Source organism: Sphaerotilus sulfidivorans, assembly GCF_013426975.1.
GTDB lineage: Bacteria > Pseudomonadota > Gammaproteobacteria > Burkholderiales > Burkholderiaceae_C > Sphaerotilus > Sphaerotilus sulfidivorans.
Map to the genome: position 1 here is coordinate 42,796 of NZ_JACCPY010000007.1, position 15,085 is coordinate 57,880.

Sequence of the window (15,085 nt, forward strand, 5' to 3'; positions counted from 1 at the left end):
GCGGCGCCGGTTCAGGCCGATCTCAGGCAGCGCTCGGCTTGCGGGCCGCCATCATCTTGCCGACGGCCAGCACCAGCAGCGCGCCGGCGATGCCCGCGCCATAGCGGATCGCTGCGCTGGCTTCCGGCTTGGCGCCTTCGGCGGCCGGCGCGGCGATGTAGCCGACGATGGCCGGATCGGTCACCGCCATCGTGCCGGCGATCCAGCCCAGCAGCATGCCGCCGACGACGATGACGACGGGGAAGCGGTCCATCAGCTTGATGACCAGCTGGCTGCCCCAGACGATGATCGGAATGCTCACCAGCAGACCGAAGATGACCAGCGGCATCTGGTGGCCGTCGGCTGCACCCTCGGCGGCGCCGGCGATGGCGATGACGTTGTCCAGGCTCATCACGAAGTCGGCCACGATGACCGTCTTGACCGCGGCCCACAGCTTGTCGCTGGCCTGGATGTCATGGTCGCCCTCGTCCTCGGGCAGCAGCAGCTTGATGCCGATCCACAGCAGCAGCGCCGCGCCCACCAGCTTCAGGTAGGGCAGGGCCAGCAGCGTCAGCGCGAAGAAGATCAGCACGACACGCAGGCCGATGGCGCCGGCGGTGCCCCACATGATGCCGGCGCGGCGCTGGGCCTCGGGCAGCTTGCGGCAGGCCAGCGCGATCACGACCGCGTTGTCGCCGCCGAGCAGGATGTCGATCATGATGATCTGGCCGACGGCAAGCCAGAACTCGGGGGTCATAAACTGTTCCATGGGCAGAAGGGCGGTGGCGTTCCGCGAAGAAAGGAAAGTGTGGCAGCGGTGGCCGGCGGCCACCCGCACGGTGCGCCGCGGGCGCAGTGTAGGGTGATCGAGGGGTGCTGCGCGTGCGTAGTCATGCGTAGCTCGGGCGCTGCGGGCGCCGCATGCGCAGGCGACTGCGGGGCGTCACGGCTTCATCGTGGCGTCATTTCCCCCCTGATTTCCCCTTTGCGATGCCTTCTCAATGCCTGAGGGGCGCAGTACCATTCGCCCGCAGTGCCGACGCCGGCACATCACCATCCAAGACGGAGAAAACACACATGGCAACTGCCAAGAAGGCCGCCGCAAAGAAGGCTCCTGCCCAAGAAACCGCTGTCGCCGCAGCACCGGCCGTCGAGGCACCCGCAGCCGCTCCCGCGAAGAAGCCGAATGCGGCCTTCATGAAGCCGATGACGCCCTCGAAGGATCTGGCGGCCGTCATCGGCAAGACCGCGGTGCCGCGCACCGAGGTCACCAAGAAGGTCTGGGAGTACATCAAGAAGAACAATCTCCAGGACGCGGCGAACAAGCGCATGATCAATGCCGACGGCAAGCTGAAGAAGATCTTCAAGAAGGACCAGGTCTCGATGTTCGAGATGACCAAGCTGATCAGCGACCAGCTGTCCTGATCCCTGCTTCGGCGGACCGACTGCGCGGTCCCCGAGAAAACGAAAGCCCGGCACCGCCGGGCTTTTTTTCGTCTTGCGCCGCAGCGTCAGGTCACAGGCCCAGGCCTTCGTCGACGCCCAGGTGAACGTTCATCGACTGCACCGCCGCGCCGCTGGCGCCCTTGCCGAGGTTGTCCAGGCGTGCCATCAGCAGCACCTGGTCGCCGTTGGCGAAGACGAAGATGTCGACGCGGTTGGTGTCGTTGCAGCCCTGCACGTCGAAGAAGCCGTGCTCCATCGTCGCGGCGTCGTTGAGCGGCATCACGCGCACGAAGCGCTCGCCGGCGTAGTGCTCGGCGAAGGCGGCGTGGATGCGCTCGGCCGAGGCGCCGGCCGACAGCTGCGCCAGATGCAGCGGCACCGTCACCGACAGGCCCTTGTAGAAGGGGCCGACCACCGGCAGGAACAGCGGCTTGGTCGCCAGACCGGTGTGGGCCATCATCTCCGGGATGTGCTTGTGCGCCAGGCCCAGCGCGTAGGGGCGCGGCGAGGCCAGCTTCGCGTCGTCGCCGGCCTCGTACTGCTCGATCATCTTCTTGCCGCCGCCGGAGTAGCCGGTCAGCGAGGTCGCGCTGACCGCGAGCGCCGGCGGCACGATCTCGGCGTCGACCAGCGGGCGCATCAGCAGGATGAAGGCGCTGGCATGGCAGCCGGGATTGGCGATGCGCTTGGCGGCGCGCAGCTGCTCGCGCTGGCCGGCGCAGAGCTCGGGCAGGCCGAAGGCCCAGCCCGGCGCGGTCCGGTGCGCGGTGCTGGCGTCGATCAGGCAGGTCCGCGGGTTGCTTACCATCGCGGCGGCTTCCTTCGAGGCCGCATCGGGCAGGCACAGGAAGGCGACGTCGGCGGCGTTGAGCAGGCGGGCGCGCTCGGCGGCATCCTTGCGCAGCTCCGGGGCGATGCGCAGCACCTCGATGTCGTCGCGGCCGGCCAGGTACTCGTGGATGCGCAGGCCGGTCGTGCCTTCCTGACCGTCGACGAACACGGTGTGTTTCATGGTGGATCTTCCTCGGGGAGCTGTGGAACGGTTGGACGCGGAAGAATACGGCATGGACATGACCTCATCGAACTTCGATCCGCCTGTGCACCTGCCTGCCGACCTGCCTGCCGACCTGCGGGTGCTGCTGCTCCCGGGCTGGCAGGACTCCGGCCCCGGTCACTGGCAGGCGCACTGGGCGACGCGCCCCGGCTTCGCGCGCGTCGAGCAGGACGACTGGCTCTGGCCGCGCCGCGGCGACTGGATGGCGCAGCTCGATGCGGCGCTGCTGGCCGACACGCGCCCGGCGCTGCTGGTCGCGCACAGCCTGGGCTGCCAGCTCGTCGCCGCCTGGGCCGACCACAGCCGCCATGTCGCGCGGGTGCGCGGCGCGCTGCTGGTGGCGCCGCCCGACACCGAGCGCGCCGACATGCCGCCGCAGCTGCACAACTGGCGGCCGATGCGCCGGCCGCGGCTGCCCTTCGCGGCGATCGCGGTGGTGTCGTCGGACGATCCGTACTGCAGCCCCGAGCGCGCCGCCGGTCTGTGCGCCGACTGGGGCGCCGAGCGCATCGACGCCGGACCGCGCGGTCACCTGAACGCCGACTCCGGCCTGGGCGACTGGCCCGAAGGGCTGGCACTGCTGCAGCGGCTGATTCAGGCGGCCTGAGCGCGCGCGGATCGCGACGAATCGCGGACAATCGCGGGATGGTCACCAAGAAGCCCAAAGGACTCGGTCGCGGTCTCGAAGCCCTGCTCGGGCCGCAGGTCATGGACAGCGCGCCGGCGCGAGGCGGGCGCGATCCGCTGCCCGCGGCGATCGCGCTCGATCAGCTGCTGCCCGGCAAGTACCAGCCGCGCACCCGCATGGACGAGGGCTCGCTGTTCGAGCTGGCCGAGAGCATCCGCTCCCAGGGCGTGATGCAGCCGGTGCTGGTGCGCCAGGTCGAGCCGCGCGACGGCCTGCCGATGTACGAGATCATCGCGGGCGAGCGGCGCACCCGCGCCGCGCGTCTGGCCGGGCTGACTGAGGTGCCGGTGCTGGTGCGCGACGTGCCCGACCAGGCGGTCGCGGTCATGGCGCTGATCGAGAACATCCAGCGCGAGGATCTCAATCCGCTCGAGGAGGCGCAGGGCGTGCAGCGCCTCATCAGCGAGTTCGGCCTGAACCGCGAGGGCGCGGCCCAGGCGATCGGCCGCTCGGCCAGCGCCGTCTCGAACATGCTGCGCCTGCTGAACCTGGTCGAGCCGGTCCAGCAGATGCTGACCGCCGGTGACCTCGACATGGGCCATGCCCGGGCGCTGCTGTCGCTCGACCGGGCTCGCCAGATCACCTGCGCGCACGAGATCGTCGCGCGCAAGCTGTCGGTGCGCGAGACCGAGCGGCTGGTCAATCGCCTGCACGAGGACGAGGCCATCCGCACCGGCGCCGCCTCGGCCGCCGGCCGCACGCCGCCGCCGAAGTCGCGCGACGTGCTGCGCCTCGAGGAGCAGCTCGCCGATCTGCTGGCGGTGCCGGTCGAGATCCGCATCCGCAAGCGCACCAAGCGCGGCGACCAGGGCGAGCTGGCGATCTCCTTCGGCTCGCTCGACGACCTGGGCGCGCTGCTTGACCGGCTCGGCATCACCGAGCGCTGAGCTGGCCCTGACCTGTCGAAGCCCCCCGGGCGGCGGGGGATTGTTTCAGGCTGATCAACCTGTTCTGGGGTCTTGATAGCCTGCACGTCATGCGTCAGGATGTTCTCGAGCCCTGCAGCTCAGCGTGTGCGCATCATCGGCACGCCAATTGCATGGCTCGACAGCGTGCGCGGTCCGCAGTGACGGATTGCGCGGCGTGTGACGGCCAGATGAAAAAGCCGTGCCGTGCCGGGGTTCTTTCATGGACTGCGCCGCTCAAGTTGAACGAAGCTGACCACGCCGAGTCACAGCAGCCATCACGGTGACCTCTCCCCGTTGTCACCCGAACGGCCTGCAGCAGACCAACGGAAAGCTCTGATGGAGCCTCGCGGCTCCGAGCCCGGATCGGACATCGGTCGCAGGGACTCCATCAGATCTTCCCTGGTGGCGCGACACTGGTCCTGTCGCCCATCGCCTGACTTCACAGGAGGCCTGCAATGGACGTGATCAGCAACTTCGCCGCTCGCTACGAACGTACTCGCGAGGAGGAAATCTCCCTCGAGGACTATCTCGCCGAGTGCAAGCGCAATCCCCTGGCCTACGCCTCGGCGGCCGAGCGCATGCTCAAGGCCATCGGCGAGCCGAAGATGGTCGACACCCGCAACGATCCGCGCCTGTCGCGCATCTTCGCGAACAAGGTCATCAAGGTCTATCCCGCCTTCGCCGAGTTCTACGGCATGGAGGACGCGATCGAGCAGGTCGTCTCCTACTTCCGCCATGCCGCGCAGGGCCTGGAGGAGAAGAAGCAGATCCTCTACCTGCTGGGCCCGGTGGGCGGGGGCAAGAGCTCGATCGCCGAGCGCCTGAAGCAGCTGATGCAGGAGATGCCCTTCTACGCGATCAAGGGCTCGCCGGTGAACGAGTCGCCGCTGGGCCTGTTCGATCCGGCCGAGGACGGCCCGGTGCTCGAGAAGGAGTTCGGCATCCCGTCGCGCTATCTCAACCGGGTGATGAGCCCCTGGGCGGTCAAGCGCCTGGAGGAATACGGCGGCGACATCCGCCGCTTCAAGGTGGTCAAGCGCTATCCCTCGATCCTCAAGCAGGTCGGCATCGCCAAGACCGAGCCGGGCGACGAGAACAACCAGGACATCAGCGCGCTGGTCGGCAAGGTCGACATCCGCAAGCTCGAGACCTATGCCCAGGACGATCCGGACGCCTACAGCTACTCCGGCGGCCTGTGCCTGGCCAACCAGGGCCTGCTCGAGTTCGTGGAGATGTTCAAGGCGCCGATCAAGGTGCTGCACCCGCTGCTGACCGCCACGCAGGAGGCCAACTTCAAGGGCACCGAGGGCTTCGGCGCCATCCCGTTTGATGGCATCGTGCTGGCCCACTCGAACGAGAGCGAGTGGAAGACCTTCCGCAACAACAAGAACAACGAGGCCTTCCTCGACCGGATCTACATCGTCAAGGTGCCGTACTGCCTGCGGGTCTCGGAAGAGGTGAAGATCTACGAGAAGCTGCTGAAGGGCTCGTCGCTGGCCGGGGCCACCTGCGCGCCGGGCACGCTGAAGATGATGAGCCAGTTCGCCATCCTCACCCGCCTGAAGGAGCCGGAGAACTCCAGCCTCTTCAGCAAGATGATGATCTACGACGGCGAGAACCTGAAGGACACCGACCCGCGCGCCAAGAGCTACCAGGAGTACCGCGACTACGCCGGCGTCGACGAGGGCATGAGCGGCATCTCGACGCGCTTCGCCTACAAGATCCTGTCCAAGGTCTTCAACTTCGACACCACCGAGGTGGCTGCCAACCCGGTGCACCTGATGTACGTGCTGGAGCAGCAGATCGAGCGCGAGCAGTTCCCGGCCGAGACCGAGTCGAAGTACATCGCCTTCATCAAGGAGCTGCTGGCGCCGAAGTACGCCGAGTTCATCGGCAAGGAGATCCAGACCGCCTACCTCGAGAGCTACAGCGAGTACGGCCAGAACATCTTCGACCGCTATGTCACCTATGCCGACTACTGGATCCAGGACCAGGAATACCGCGACACCGACACCGGCGAGGTCTTCGACCGCTCCAGCCTGAATGCCGAGCTGGAGAAGATCGAGAAGCCGGCCGGCATCGCCAACCCGAAGGACTTCCGCAACGAGATCGTCAACTTCGTGCTGCGCGCGCGGGCCAACAACCAGGGCAAGAACCCGGTCTGGACCAGCTACGAGAAGCTGCGCACGGTGATCGAGAAGAAGATGTTCTCGAACACCGAGGAACTGCTGCCGGTCATCAGCTTCAACGCCAAGGCCAGCGCGGACGAGGCGAAGAAGCACGAGAACTTCGTGCAGCGCATGGTCGACAAGGGCTACACCTCCAAGCAGGTCCGCCTGCTGTGCGAGTGGTACCTGCGCGTGCGCAAGTCCAGCTGAGCCCCCGGTCGCCCCGGCGCCGGGAGGGGCCGGGGTGGCGTCACATCGCAAGGTGAACCATGTTGCAGCAGATCATCGACCGCAGGCTCTCGGGGAAGAACAAGTCCATCGGCAACCGCGAGCGCTTCCTGCGACGCTACAAGGAGCAGATCAAGGGGGCGGTGCGTCGAGCCATCGACGGCCGCGGCATCCGCGATCTCGAGCGTGGCGAGGACATCCGCATCCCCAAGAAGGACATCAGCGAGCCGGTCTTCCACCATGGCCAGGGCGGTCAGCGCGACATGGTCCATCCGGGCAATCAGGAGTATGTGACCGGTGACCGCATCGCGCGGCCGAAGGGCGGCGGCGGGGGCGGCGGCTCCGGCAAGGGCCAGGCGAGCGACTCCGGCGAGGGCGAGGACGACTTCGTCTTCAGCCTCAGCAAGGAGGAGTTCATGCAGGTCTTCTTCGAGGACCTGGCGCTGCCGCACCTGATCCGCACCCAGCTGGCCGAGACGCCGGAGTGGAAGTCGCACCGCGCCGGCTTCACCAGCGACGGCACGCCCAACAACCTGCATGTGGTGCGCTCGATGCGCGGCGCGCTGGGCCGGCGCATCGCGCTGGGCACCGACAAGCGGCGCGAACTGCACCAGCTTGAGGCGCACCTGGAGACGCTGCTGGCACAGCCGGCGGATGCCGAACGCGACGACGCGATCGCCCAGACCCGCGAGCGCATCGCGCTGCTGCGCTCGCGCATCGAGGCGATTCCCTTTCTCGACCCGATCGACCTGCGCTTCCGCAGCCGGGTCCGGGTGCCGGTGCCGACCTCCAAGGCGGTGATGTTCTGCCTGATGGATGTTTCCGGTTCGATGGACGAGTCGCGCAAGGAGCTGTCCAAGCGCTTCTTCATCCTGCTCTACCTGTTCCTGACCCGGCACTACGAGAAGATCGACATCGTCTTCATCCGCCACCACACCCAGGCGCAGGAGGTGGACGAGCAAGGCTTCTTCCACTCGACCGAGACCGGCGGCACGGTGGTGTCGAGCGCGCTGGTGCTGATGGAGGAGATCATCCGCGCCCGCTACCCCAGCGACCAGTGGAACATCTACGGCGCGCAGGCCAGCGACGGCGACAACTGGCACCACGACTCGGGCCGCTGCCGCGAGATCCTGCAGAACAAGATCCTGCCGCTGTGCCGCTACTACGCCTATGTGCAGGTGGCCGAGCCGGAGCAGAACCTCTGGGACGAGTACACCCGGCTGTCCGAGACCTCGGGGCCGCATTTCGCGATGCGCAAGGTCACCAGCGCCGACCAGATCTATCCGGTCTTCCGCGACCTGTTCAAGAAGGAAGGAGCCGCCGCATGAAGAACCATCCGTTCATCGCGATGAAGGACCTGCGCGACGGCCCGCTGCCTGCCGGCGAGCGCCCGGCCGAGCCGCTGCCCGGCCAGAGCGACTGGAACTTCGAGCTGGTCGAGCGCTATCACGAGGTCATCCGCCGCACCGCCTCGCGCTTCGGCATCGACACCTATCCGAACCAGCTCGAGATCATCACCGCCGAGCAGATGATGGACGCCTACGCCTCGGTCGGCATGCCGGTGAACTACCGTCACTGGAGCTACGGCAAGGAGTTCATCTCGACCGAAAAGAACTATCGCCGCGGCCACATGGGCCTGGCCTACGAGATCGTCATCAACTCCAACCCCTGCATCAGCTACCTGATGGAGGAGAACACGATGGCGATGCAGGCGCTGGTGATCGCGCATGCCGCCTACGGCCACAACAGCTTCTTCAAGGGCAACTACCTGTTCCGGATGTGGACGGATGCGGCGTCGATCATCGACTACCTCGTCTACGCCAAGAACTATGTCGCCGCCTGCGAGGAGCGCCACGGCATCGACACCGTCGAGCTTTTCCTCGACAGCTGCCATGCGCTGATGAACCACGGCGTCGACCGCTACCGCCGCCCGAGCCGCAAGTCGCTCGCGCAGGAGCTGTCCGAGCGCAAGGAGCGCGAGGCCTACGCGCAGCAGCAGGTCAACGACCTGTGGCGCACGCTGCCGCGCCGCAGCGAGAAGGCCGACGACATCAGCGCCAACCGCCGCTTTCCCGAGGAGCCGCAGGAGAACCTGCTGTACTTCATCGAGAAGAACGCGCCGCTGCTCGAGCCCTGGCAGCGCGAGCTGGTGCGCATCGTGCGCAAGATCGCGCAGTACTTCTACCCGCAGCGCCAGAGCCAGGTGATGAACGAGGGCTGGGCCACCTTCTGGCACTACAAGCTGCTCAACACCATGTACGACGAGGGCTGGCTGACCGACGGCGTGATGATCGAGTGGCTGAAGTCGCACACCAACGTGGTCTACCAGCCACGGGTGGGCGACCGCGGCTACAGCGGCATCAACCCCTACGCGCTGGGCTTCGCGATGTACAACGACATCCAGCGCATCTGCCAGAACCCGACCGAGGAGGACCGCCAGTGGTTCCCCGAGCTGGCGGGCTCGCCGTGGCTGCCGGCGCTCGACCACGCGATGCGCAACTTCAAGGACGAGAGCTTCATCGGCCAGTACCTGAGCCCGAAGCTGATGCGCGACCTGCGCCTGTTCGCGATCCACGACGACGAGAAGAAGTCGGAGATCGAGGTGGCGGCCATTCACGACGAGAGCGGCTACCGCCGGGTGCGCGAGCTGCTGTCGCAGCAGTACGACCTTGGCAGCCGCGAGCCCAACATCCAGGTCTGGAACGTCAACCTGCGCGGCGACCGGTCGCTGACGCTGCGCCACTTCCAGCACAAGGACCGCCCGCTGGCCGACAGCGCCAGCGAGGTGCTCAAGCATGTCGCGCGGCTGTGGGGCTTCGCGGTCCACCTCGAGAGCGCCAACGCCAAGGGCGACATCACCAAGCGCTGGGCGGTGCCGTCGCCGACGCACTGAGGAGACGGGCGCGCCGCCTCCCGTCCGCCGCCTGCGCCTCGCGCTCACGCCTCGAAGATCTTCCCCGGATTCATGATGTTCTTCGGGTCGAGCGCCTGCTTGACCGCGCGCATCAGGCCGACCGCGGCCGGGCCGGCCTCGTCGAGCAGGAAGCCCATCTTGTGCAGGCCGATGCCGTGCTCGCCGGTGCAGGTGCCGCCCAGGCGCAGCGAGCGGCCGACCAGCTGCGCGCTGAGCGTCTCGGCCAGCACGCGCTCCTCGGGCTGCGTCGGGTCGATCAGGTAGCCGATGTGGAAATTGCCGTCGCCGACATGGCCGACGAGGAAATAGGGCAGGCCGGCGGCGTCGGCCTCGGCGACTGATTCGCCGATGGCCTCGGCCAGGCGCGAGATCGGCACGCAGGTGTCGGTGGTGACGCAGCGGCAGCCCGGGCGGGTCTGCAGCGCGGCGAAGTAGGCGTGGTGGCGCGCGGTCCACAGCCGGGTGCGCTCCTCCGGCGTGGTCGCCCACTCGAAGGACTCGCCGCCCAGCTCGGCGGCGATGTCCTGCACCGTGCGCGCCTGCTCGGCCACGCCGGCGGGCGAGCCGTGGAATTCCATCAGCAGCATCGGCTGCTCCCGCAGGCTCAGGCGGTCGTGGCGGTTGACCGCCGCCACCGTGCGGCCGTCGAGCAGCTCGCAGCGCGCGATCGGCACGCCCATCTGGATGATCGCGATCGTGGTCTGCACCGCCGCGTCGACCGAGGGGAAATGGCAGATCGCCGCCGACACCGCCTCGGGCAGCGGGTAGAGCTTCAGCGTGATCTCGGTCATCACGCCCAGCGTGCCCTCGCTGCCGACGAACAGGCGCGTCAGGTCGTAGCCGGCGCTGGACTTGCGCGCACGCGTGCCGGTGCGCACCCATTCGCCGCTGGCGCTGACCACGCCCAGTGCCAGCACGTTCTCGCGCATGGTGCCGTAGCGCACCGCGTTGGTGCCTGATGCCCGCGTGGCGGTCATGCCGCCGATCGAGGCGTCGGCACCCGGGTCGATCGGGAAGAACAGGCCCGCGTGGCGCAGCTCCTCGTTGAGCCGGGTGCGGGTGACGCCGGCCTGCACGGTGACGGTCAGGTCCTCGGCGTTGATCTCGAGAATGCGGTTCATGCGCGACAGGTCCAGGCTCAGCCCGCCCTGCACCGCCAGCAGGTGGCCCTCGAGCGAGGAGCCCACGCCGTACGGAATCACCGGCACCGCGAAGCGGTCGGCCAGCCGCACCGCGTCGATCACGTCCTGGTTGGACTCGCAATAGACGACCGCATCGGGCGGCGGCACGTCGAAGGGCGATTCGTCGCGGCCGTGCAGCTCGCGCACCGCCATCGCGGTCGAGCAGCGATCGCCAAAGCGCGCACGCAGCGCGTCGACCATCTCGGCCGGCATCGGGCGCGGCGCGATCACGGGAGTGGGGTGGGCATGCTGCGGGGCATTCATCGGCGATCCTTCCGGCCTGTGTCGGCGCTGTCTCCAGAGGAGGGTCATTCTAGGCAGCGGGCCGGGCTGCCGGCATCGGCACGGTGGCGGCCCGGTGGGGGCAGGGTGGAACATGATCCAGATCATCCTGCAGTGGTACTGCAGAGGGATACTTCAGGGGGCATCTTTTGCCCTGCCCCTGAAGTTCCTGTCCTGGAGAGCGACCATGATGAAGACCAATGTCGGCGGCCTCGACCGCATCCTGCGCATCCTCGTCGGTCTGGTGCTGATCGCGCTGGCGGCCACCGGCACGGTCGGCGCCTGGGGCTGGATCGGCATCGTGCCGCTGGCCACCGGCCTGCTGCGCAGCTGCCCGCTCTATTCGATCATCGGGCTGAACACCTGCCCGCTGTCCTCGCGGTCCTGATCTCGCGGTCCTGAGGCCGTCTTCCCGGCGCGCTCAGCGCGTGCCGTCGCCGGGTTCGCGGTAGGCGCCGAACAGATCGCGCGGCCGGGCGCCGCGTGAGCCGGCGCGCACCCGCGGCTCCTCGAGCGAGCGCTCGATCTCCTGCAGATGGCGGCGCATCTCGGTGGCGGCGCTGGCGCCGGTGCCGGCCAGCGCGGCGATCAGCTCGACATGGCGGTGCGCGACGCAGGCCGGCGTGCCGGCGGGCTGGTACAGCGCCGTCAGCAGCGAGGTGGTCGGCAGCAGGCCGTCGAGCATGCGCACGAAGACCGGGTTGCCGCCCATCAGCGCGAGCCGGCGATGGAATTCGCCAGAGAGCCGGATCGCCGCCGCGCGGTCGCCCTGGGCCTGCGCACGGGCCTCGGCCTCGACCAGCGTTTCCAGCTCGGCCACTTGCTCGGCGTGCAGCCGCCCGGCCAGCCGGCGGGCGATCTCGCATTCCACCACCCGGCGAGCGTCGAAGACATGGCGCGCATCGTCGCGGGTCGGTGCGGGCACCTGCGCGCCGCGGTTGTGCTGCAGCGCGATGACCTGCTCCTGCGCCAGGCGCTGCAGCGCCTGCCTGACCACCGTGCGCGAGACCTCGAAGCGCGCGGCCAGCTCCTCCTCGCGCAGCCGCGTGCCTGGGGCCAGGCGGCGCTCCAGGATGTCGGTGTAGAGGCCTTCGTAGACGCGCTCGGTGGCGGTCGGCGGCGCGGGCGTGTCGTCGTCGTTCATCGGCGGCGACTTTGCCAGAAGGCGACGATGGCCAGCGTCAGACCCATCACCAGGAAGGAAATGACGGTGGTGACCGTGCCCAGCGCGTAGATCACCGGCGTGGTCACCGTGGTGGTCAGGCCCTGCAGCTCCAGCGGCAGGGTGTTGAGATCGCCCATCGCCTGCGAGCTGCGCGCGATCTCGTCCCAGCTCAGCGTGAAGCCGAACATGCCCACGCCCACCAGGCTCGGTCCGATCAGCGGCAGCACCACATGGCGGAAGCTCTGCCACGGCGTGGCGCCGAGGTCGCGCGCGGCCTCTTCATAGGCCGGGTTGAAGCGGTTGAACACCGCGAACATGATCAGCAGGCCGAAGGGCAGCGTCCAGGTCAGCTGCGCACCCAGTCCGGAGCTGAACAGGCCCATCGTCGTCGTGAAGGTCTCCAGCAGCGCGGGCGCGTGGGCCTCCAGCAGCGTCTTCAGGCCGGTGTCGAGCAGCCGGAACATCAGCCCGACGCCGAGCGAGACGATGATCGAGGGCATGATCAGGCTGGCCACGACGATGTAGAACAGCACCGTGCCGCCGGGCAGCTTCTTGCGGTAGGCCAGGCCGGCCAGCAGCGACAGCCCCACGGTGAGCATCATCACCACGGTGCCCAGCGCCAGCGAGCGCCGCAAGGCCGCGCCGATGTCGATGACGCCGATGCCCTCCCAGAGCTGGCGGAACCAGTGCAGCGAGGCGCCGCGCATCGGGAAGGTCAGCCCGCCCTCCGGCCCCTGGAAGCTCAGCACGAAGATCGTGAACATCGGGCCGTACAGGAAGAGCACGAAGGCGGCGAACACGGCGCCCAGCAGCCAGAAGCTCAGCGGGCGTCGTCTGCGGCGAACGGGGTTGGCCATCTCACAGCTCCTTGCGCAGGTTCACCAGCCGCATCAGCGCGGCGATCATCATCAGCACCACCGCCAGCAGGATGACCGCGTTGGCCGCGGCCATCGGGAACTGCAGGTAGCTGGTCTGCACCTGGATGATCTTGCCGACCGAGGCGATCTGCTGGCCGCCCATCACGCCCACCGTCACGAAGTCGCCCATCACCAGCGCCAGCACGAAGATCGAGCCGATGATCAGCCCGGTTCGGCTGAGCGGCAGCACCACATGCACCACCGTCTGCCACGGCGAGGCGCCGTTGTCGCGCGCGGCCTCCAGCAGGTTGCGGTCGATGCGCATCATCGAGTTGAAGATCGGCACGATCATGAACATCGTGTACAGGTGCACGAAGGCCAGCACCACCGAGAAGTCCGAGAACAGCAGCCACTCCACCGGCTGGTCGACCAGGCCGGCGCCGATCAGCGTCTGGTTGACCAGACCGTTGCGGCCCAGCAGCGGCACCCAGGAGATCATCCGGATGACGTTGCTGGTCCAGAAGGGCACGGTGCAAATGATGAACAGCACCGTCTGCATCAGCGTGCCCTGCACATGGAAGGCCAGGAAGTAGGCGATCGAGAAGCCGAGCGCGGCGGTGATCGCCCAGGTCAGCACGCCGAACTTCAGCGTCGACAGGTAGGTCTTGAAGGTGACGCAGAGGTCGCCGTCGGCGGTCACCGGGCAGCCGGCGAAGACATCGATGTAGTTCTGCCCGGTGAAGGCCGGCAGCAGCTCGTACTCGGTCGCCTGCCAGAAGCTGACGACCAGCACGAGCGCCAGCGGCACGACGAAGAACAGCGCGAACACCGCCGCGAGCGGCGAGGCCTGCGCCCAGGCGATGGCGGCGGTGCGAGCGCTTTTCATGATCTCAGGCCGCGACGAACTCGTTCCACTTCTGGACCATGTAGGCGTTCTCGTCCATCACCGCGTTCCAGCAGGCGATGCCGCCCATGCGCGCCTCGTAGGAGCCGCCGTCGCGCACGGCGCCCTTCTTGGCCAGCACGTCGCCGTTCGGGCTCTTGATGTCCTGGGTGGCCGGCTTGCCTTCCATCCAGTAGGCCCACTCGTAGGCCTCCATCTTGGCCCGGGCGGTCTCCAGCACGGCGCTGTAGTAGCCCTGGCGGTTGAGGTAGGCGCCGGCCCAGCCGTCGAGGAACCAGTTGATGAACTCGTAGACGCCGTCGGCCTTGCGGCCGGTGACGGTCTTGGGCACGCCGAAGCCGGCCGCCCAGGCGCGATAGCCTTCCTTCAGCGGCTGGAAGGTGCAGTCGATGCCCTTGGTGCGCACCGCCGTCACCGCCGGCGACCACATCGACTGGATCACCACCTCGCCCGAGGCCATCAGGTTGACGCTTTCGTTGAAGTCCTTCCACAGCGCGCGGAACTGGCCGGCCTTCTTGGCCTCGATCAGCGTCTTGATGGTGAGGTCGATCTCCTTCTTCGTCATGTTGCCCTTGTCGGGGTACTTGTAGAGCCCAAGAGCCTCGACCACCATCGCCGCGTCCATGATGCCGATGGAGGGAATGTTCAGGATCGCTGCCTTGCCCTTGAACTCGGGGTTCAGCAGCTCGGCCCAGGAGCTGATCGGGCGCTTGATCAGGTCGGGGCGGATGCCCAGCGTGTCGGCGTTGTAGACGGTGGGGATCAGCGTCATGAACTGCGTCGGCTCGTTCGCGAAGGTCTTCGCGGTGCCGGACGGCAGGTACATCACCTTCTTCGGCGCGGTGCCCTGGTCGCCGACCTTCTTGCCCGCCACTTCGCCCTTGGTGAAGAGCGAGGTGATCTTGTCGGCGTTTCGGATGCGCTTGACGTCGATGCCGAGCAGGTTGCCGGTCGGGATGATCTTCTTCAGCGAGAAGTACTCGGTATCGATCAGGTCGAAGGAGTTGGGCGCGGTGACGGCGCGCTTGGTCACGTCGTCGGTGGTGACCGGGATGTACTGGATCTTGATGCCGGTGTCGGCCTCGAACTTCTCGGCGATGGCTTTGTCCTGGTTCACCGCGGTGCCCAGGTAGCGCAGCACGATCTTTTCCTGCGCATGCACGAAGGGGAAGCCGGTGATGCCGGTGGCGGCGACACCGACGCCGGCGGCGGCGCGCAGGAAGCCGCGGCGCTGCAGTTCGGGCGTGTCGGTGGTCGGCGCGGCAGCCGGGGCGTTCTGCGGTTCGAGATCAGCGGACATGGCGAGAGCTC

14 protein-coding genes are annotated in these 15,085 nt (G+C 67.7%); 7 read left to right on the plus strand and 7 right to left on the minus strand.

Going from position 1 to position 15,085, the window contains the following annotated elements:
- Positions 1 to 22: 22 nt before the first annotated feature.
- Positions 23 to 748 (minus strand): TerC family protein, encoded by a 726-nt coding sequence (locus HZU84_RS06490; protein ID WP_180692827.1) that lies wholly within the window; start codon positions 746 to 748, stop codon positions 23 to 25.
- A gap of 428 nt (positions 749 to 1,176) precedes the next feature.
- Here HZU84_RS06490 and HZU84_RS06495 point away from each other — a divergent pair, with 428 nt between their 5' ends.
- On the plus strand, positions 1,177 to 1,404 hold the full coding sequence (locus HZU84_RS06495) for an SWIB/MDM2 domain-containing protein (RefSeq protein WP_375139023.1): 228 nt from the start codon (positions 1,177 to 1,179) through the stop codon (positions 1,402 to 1,404).
- A 91-nt stretch (positions 1,405 to 1,495) separates the two neighbouring features.
- On the opposite strand, the gene argC is transcribed toward HZU84_RS06495, so the two are convergent.
- The gene (gene argC / locus HZU84_RS06500) at positions 1,496 to 2,437 is read right to left on the minus strand and encodes an N-acetyl-gamma-glutamyl-phosphate reductase (RefSeq protein WP_149504754.1); all 942 of its coding nucleotides are present in this window, start codon (positions 2,435 to 2,437) and stop codon (positions 1,496 to 1,498) included.
- 58 nt (positions 2,438 to 2,495) lie between these two features.
- Here argC and HZU84_RS06505 point away from each other — a divergent pair, with 58 nt between their 5' ends.
- From HZU84_RS06505 to HZU84_RS06525, 5 genes are all read left to right on the plus strand, one after another.
- Entirely contained in the window at positions 2,496 to 3,086 is a 591-nt protein-coding gene (locus HZU84_RS06505) for an RBBP9/YdeN family alpha/beta hydrolase (protein WP_180692836.1), read from the plus strand.
- Positions 3,087 to 3,124: 38 nt separating this feature from the next.
- A complete protein-coding gene (locus HZU84_RS06510; protein ID WP_149504753.1) occupies positions 3,125 to 4,054 on the plus strand; it encodes a ParB/RepB/Spo0J family partition protein in 930 nt (309 codons plus the stop codon).
- A 476-nt stretch (positions 4,055 to 4,530) separates the two neighbouring features.
- Positions 4,531 to 6,453, plus strand: a complete 1,923-nt coding sequence (locus tag HZU84_RS06515; RefSeq protein ID WP_149504752.1) for a PrkA family serine protein kinase — start codon at positions 4,531 to 4,533, stop codon at positions 6,451 to 6,453.
- Between the two features lie 59 nt (positions 6,454 to 6,512).
- Complete coding sequence (locus tag HZU84_RS06520; RefSeq protein WP_219340876.1) at positions 6,513 to 7,799, plus strand: YeaH/YhbH family protein; 1,287 nt, start codon at positions 6,513 to 6,515, stop codon at positions 7,797 to 7,799.
- Positions 7,796 to 9,364, plus strand: coding sequence for a SpoVR family protein (locus tag HZU84_RS06525; protein WP_149504751.1), 1,569 nt, complete (start codon positions 7,796 to 7,798; stop codon positions 9,362 to 9,364). Before HZU84_RS06520 ends, HZU84_RS06525 begins: the two co-directional genes overlap by 4 nt.
- Before the next feature lie 44 nt (positions 9,365 to 9,408).
- Here HZU84_RS06525 and HZU84_RS06530 read toward each other — a convergent pair whose 3' ends face one another.
- Positions 9,409 to 10,830, minus strand: coding sequence for an FAD-binding oxidoreductase (locus tag HZU84_RS06530; RefSeq protein WP_149504750.1), 1,422 nt, complete (start codon positions 10,828 to 10,830; stop codon positions 9,409 to 9,411).
- Between the two features lie 208 nt (positions 10,831 to 11,038).
- Here HZU84_RS06530 and HZU84_RS06535 point away from each other — a divergent pair, with 208 nt between their 5' ends.
- The gene (locus HZU84_RS06535; RefSeq protein ID WP_149505371.1) at positions 11,039 to 11,236 is read left to right on the plus strand and encodes a YgaP family membrane protein; all 198 of its coding nucleotides are present in this window, start codon (positions 11,039 to 11,041) and stop codon (positions 11,234 to 11,236) included.
- Positions 11,237 to 11,269: 33 nt separating this feature from the next.
- Here the strand turns inward: HZU84_RS06535 and HZU84_RS06540 are convergent, their stop codons facing one another.
- Genes HZU84_RS06540 through HZU84_RS06555 form a run of 4 tightly spaced genes read right to left on the minus strand, consistent with a single transcriptional unit; the run spans position 11,270 to position 15,074 of the window.
- Complete coding sequence (locus tag HZU84_RS06540) at positions 11,270 to 11,992, minus strand: GntR family transcriptional regulator (RefSeq protein ID WP_149504749.1); 723 nt, start codon at positions 11,990 to 11,992, stop codon at positions 11,270 to 11,272.
- Positions 11,989 to 12,870: an ABC transporter permease gene (locus tag HZU84_RS06545; RefSeq protein ID WP_149504748.1), complete on the minus strand. Its 882-nt coding sequence runs from the start codon at positions 12,868 to 12,870 to the stop codon at positions 11,989 to 11,991. Before HZU84_RS06545 ends, HZU84_RS06540 begins: the two co-directional genes overlap by 4 nt.
- 1 nt (position 12,871) lies before the next feature.
- Positions 12,872 to 13,756, minus strand: a complete 885-nt coding sequence (locus tag HZU84_RS06550; protein ID WP_149504747.1) for an ABC transporter permease — start codon at positions 13,754 to 13,756, stop codon at positions 12,872 to 12,874.
- Positions 13,757 to 13,760: 4 nt separating this feature from the next.
- On the minus strand, positions 13,761 to 15,074 hold the full coding sequence (locus HZU84_RS06555; RefSeq protein WP_149504746.1) for an ABC transporter substrate-binding protein: 1,314 nt from the start codon (positions 15,072 to 15,074) through the stop codon (positions 13,761 to 13,763).
- Positions 15,075 to 15,085: the final 11 nt, after the last annotated feature.

What these genes read in the sequence shown, in the direction of transcription:
- HZU84_RS06490 (WP_180692827.1), bottom strand. Translation starts at nt 748, where the DNA reads ATGGAACAGTTTATGACCCCCGAGTTCTGGCTTGCCGTCGGCCAGATC.
- HZU84_RS06495 (WP_375139023.1), top strand. Translation starts at nt 1,177, where the DNA reads ATGAAGCCGATGACGCCCTCGAAGGATCTGGCGGCCGTCATCGGCAAG.
- argC (WP_149504754.1), bottom strand. Translation starts at nt 2,437, where the DNA reads ATGAAACACACCGTGTTCGTCGACGGTCAGGAAGGCACGACCGGCCTG.
- HZU84_RS06505 (WP_180692836.1), top strand. Translation starts at nt 2,496, where the DNA reads ATGACCTCATCGAACTTCGATCCGCCTGTGCACCTGCCTGCCGACCTG.
- HZU84_RS06510 (WP_149504753.1), top strand. Translation starts at nt 3,125, where the DNA reads ATGGTCACCAAGAAGCCCAAAGGACTCGGTCGCGGTCTCGAAGCCCTG.
- HZU84_RS06515 (WP_149504752.1), top strand. Translation starts at nt 4,531, where the DNA reads ATGGACGTGATCAGCAACTTCGCCGCTCGCTACGAACGTACTCGCGAG.
- HZU84_RS06520 (WP_219340876.1), top strand. Translation starts at nt 6,513, where the DNA reads ATGTTGCAGCAGATCATCGACCGCAGGCTCTCGGGGAAGAACAAGTCC.
- HZU84_RS06525 (WP_149504751.1), top strand. Translation starts at nt 7,796, where the DNA reads ATGAAGAACCATCCGTTCATCGCGATGAAGGACCTGCGCGACGGCCCG.
- HZU84_RS06530 (WP_149504750.1), bottom strand. Translation starts at nt 10,830, where the DNA reads ATGAATGCCCCGCAGCATGCCCACCCCACTCCCGTGATCGCGCCGCGC.
- HZU84_RS06535 (WP_149505371.1), top strand. Translation starts at nt 11,039, where the DNA reads ATGAAGACCAATGTCGGCGGCCTCGACCGCATCCTGCGCATCCTCGTC.
- HZU84_RS06540 (WP_149504749.1), bottom strand. Translation starts at nt 11,992, where the DNA reads ATGAACGACGACGACACGCCCGCGCCGCCGACCGCCACCGAGCGCGTC.
- HZU84_RS06545 (WP_149504748.1), bottom strand. Translation starts at nt 12,870, where the DNA reads ATGGCCAACCCCGTTCGCCGCAGACGACGCCCGCTGAGCTTCTGGCTG.
- HZU84_RS06550 (WP_149504747.1), bottom strand. Translation starts at nt 13,756, where the DNA reads ATGAAAAGCGCTCGCACCGCCGCCATCGCCTGGGCGCAGGCCTCGCCG.
- HZU84_RS06555 (WP_149504746.1), bottom strand. Translation starts at nt 15,074, where the DNA reads ATGTCCGCTGATCTCGAACCGCAGAACGCCCCGGCTGCCGCGCCGACC.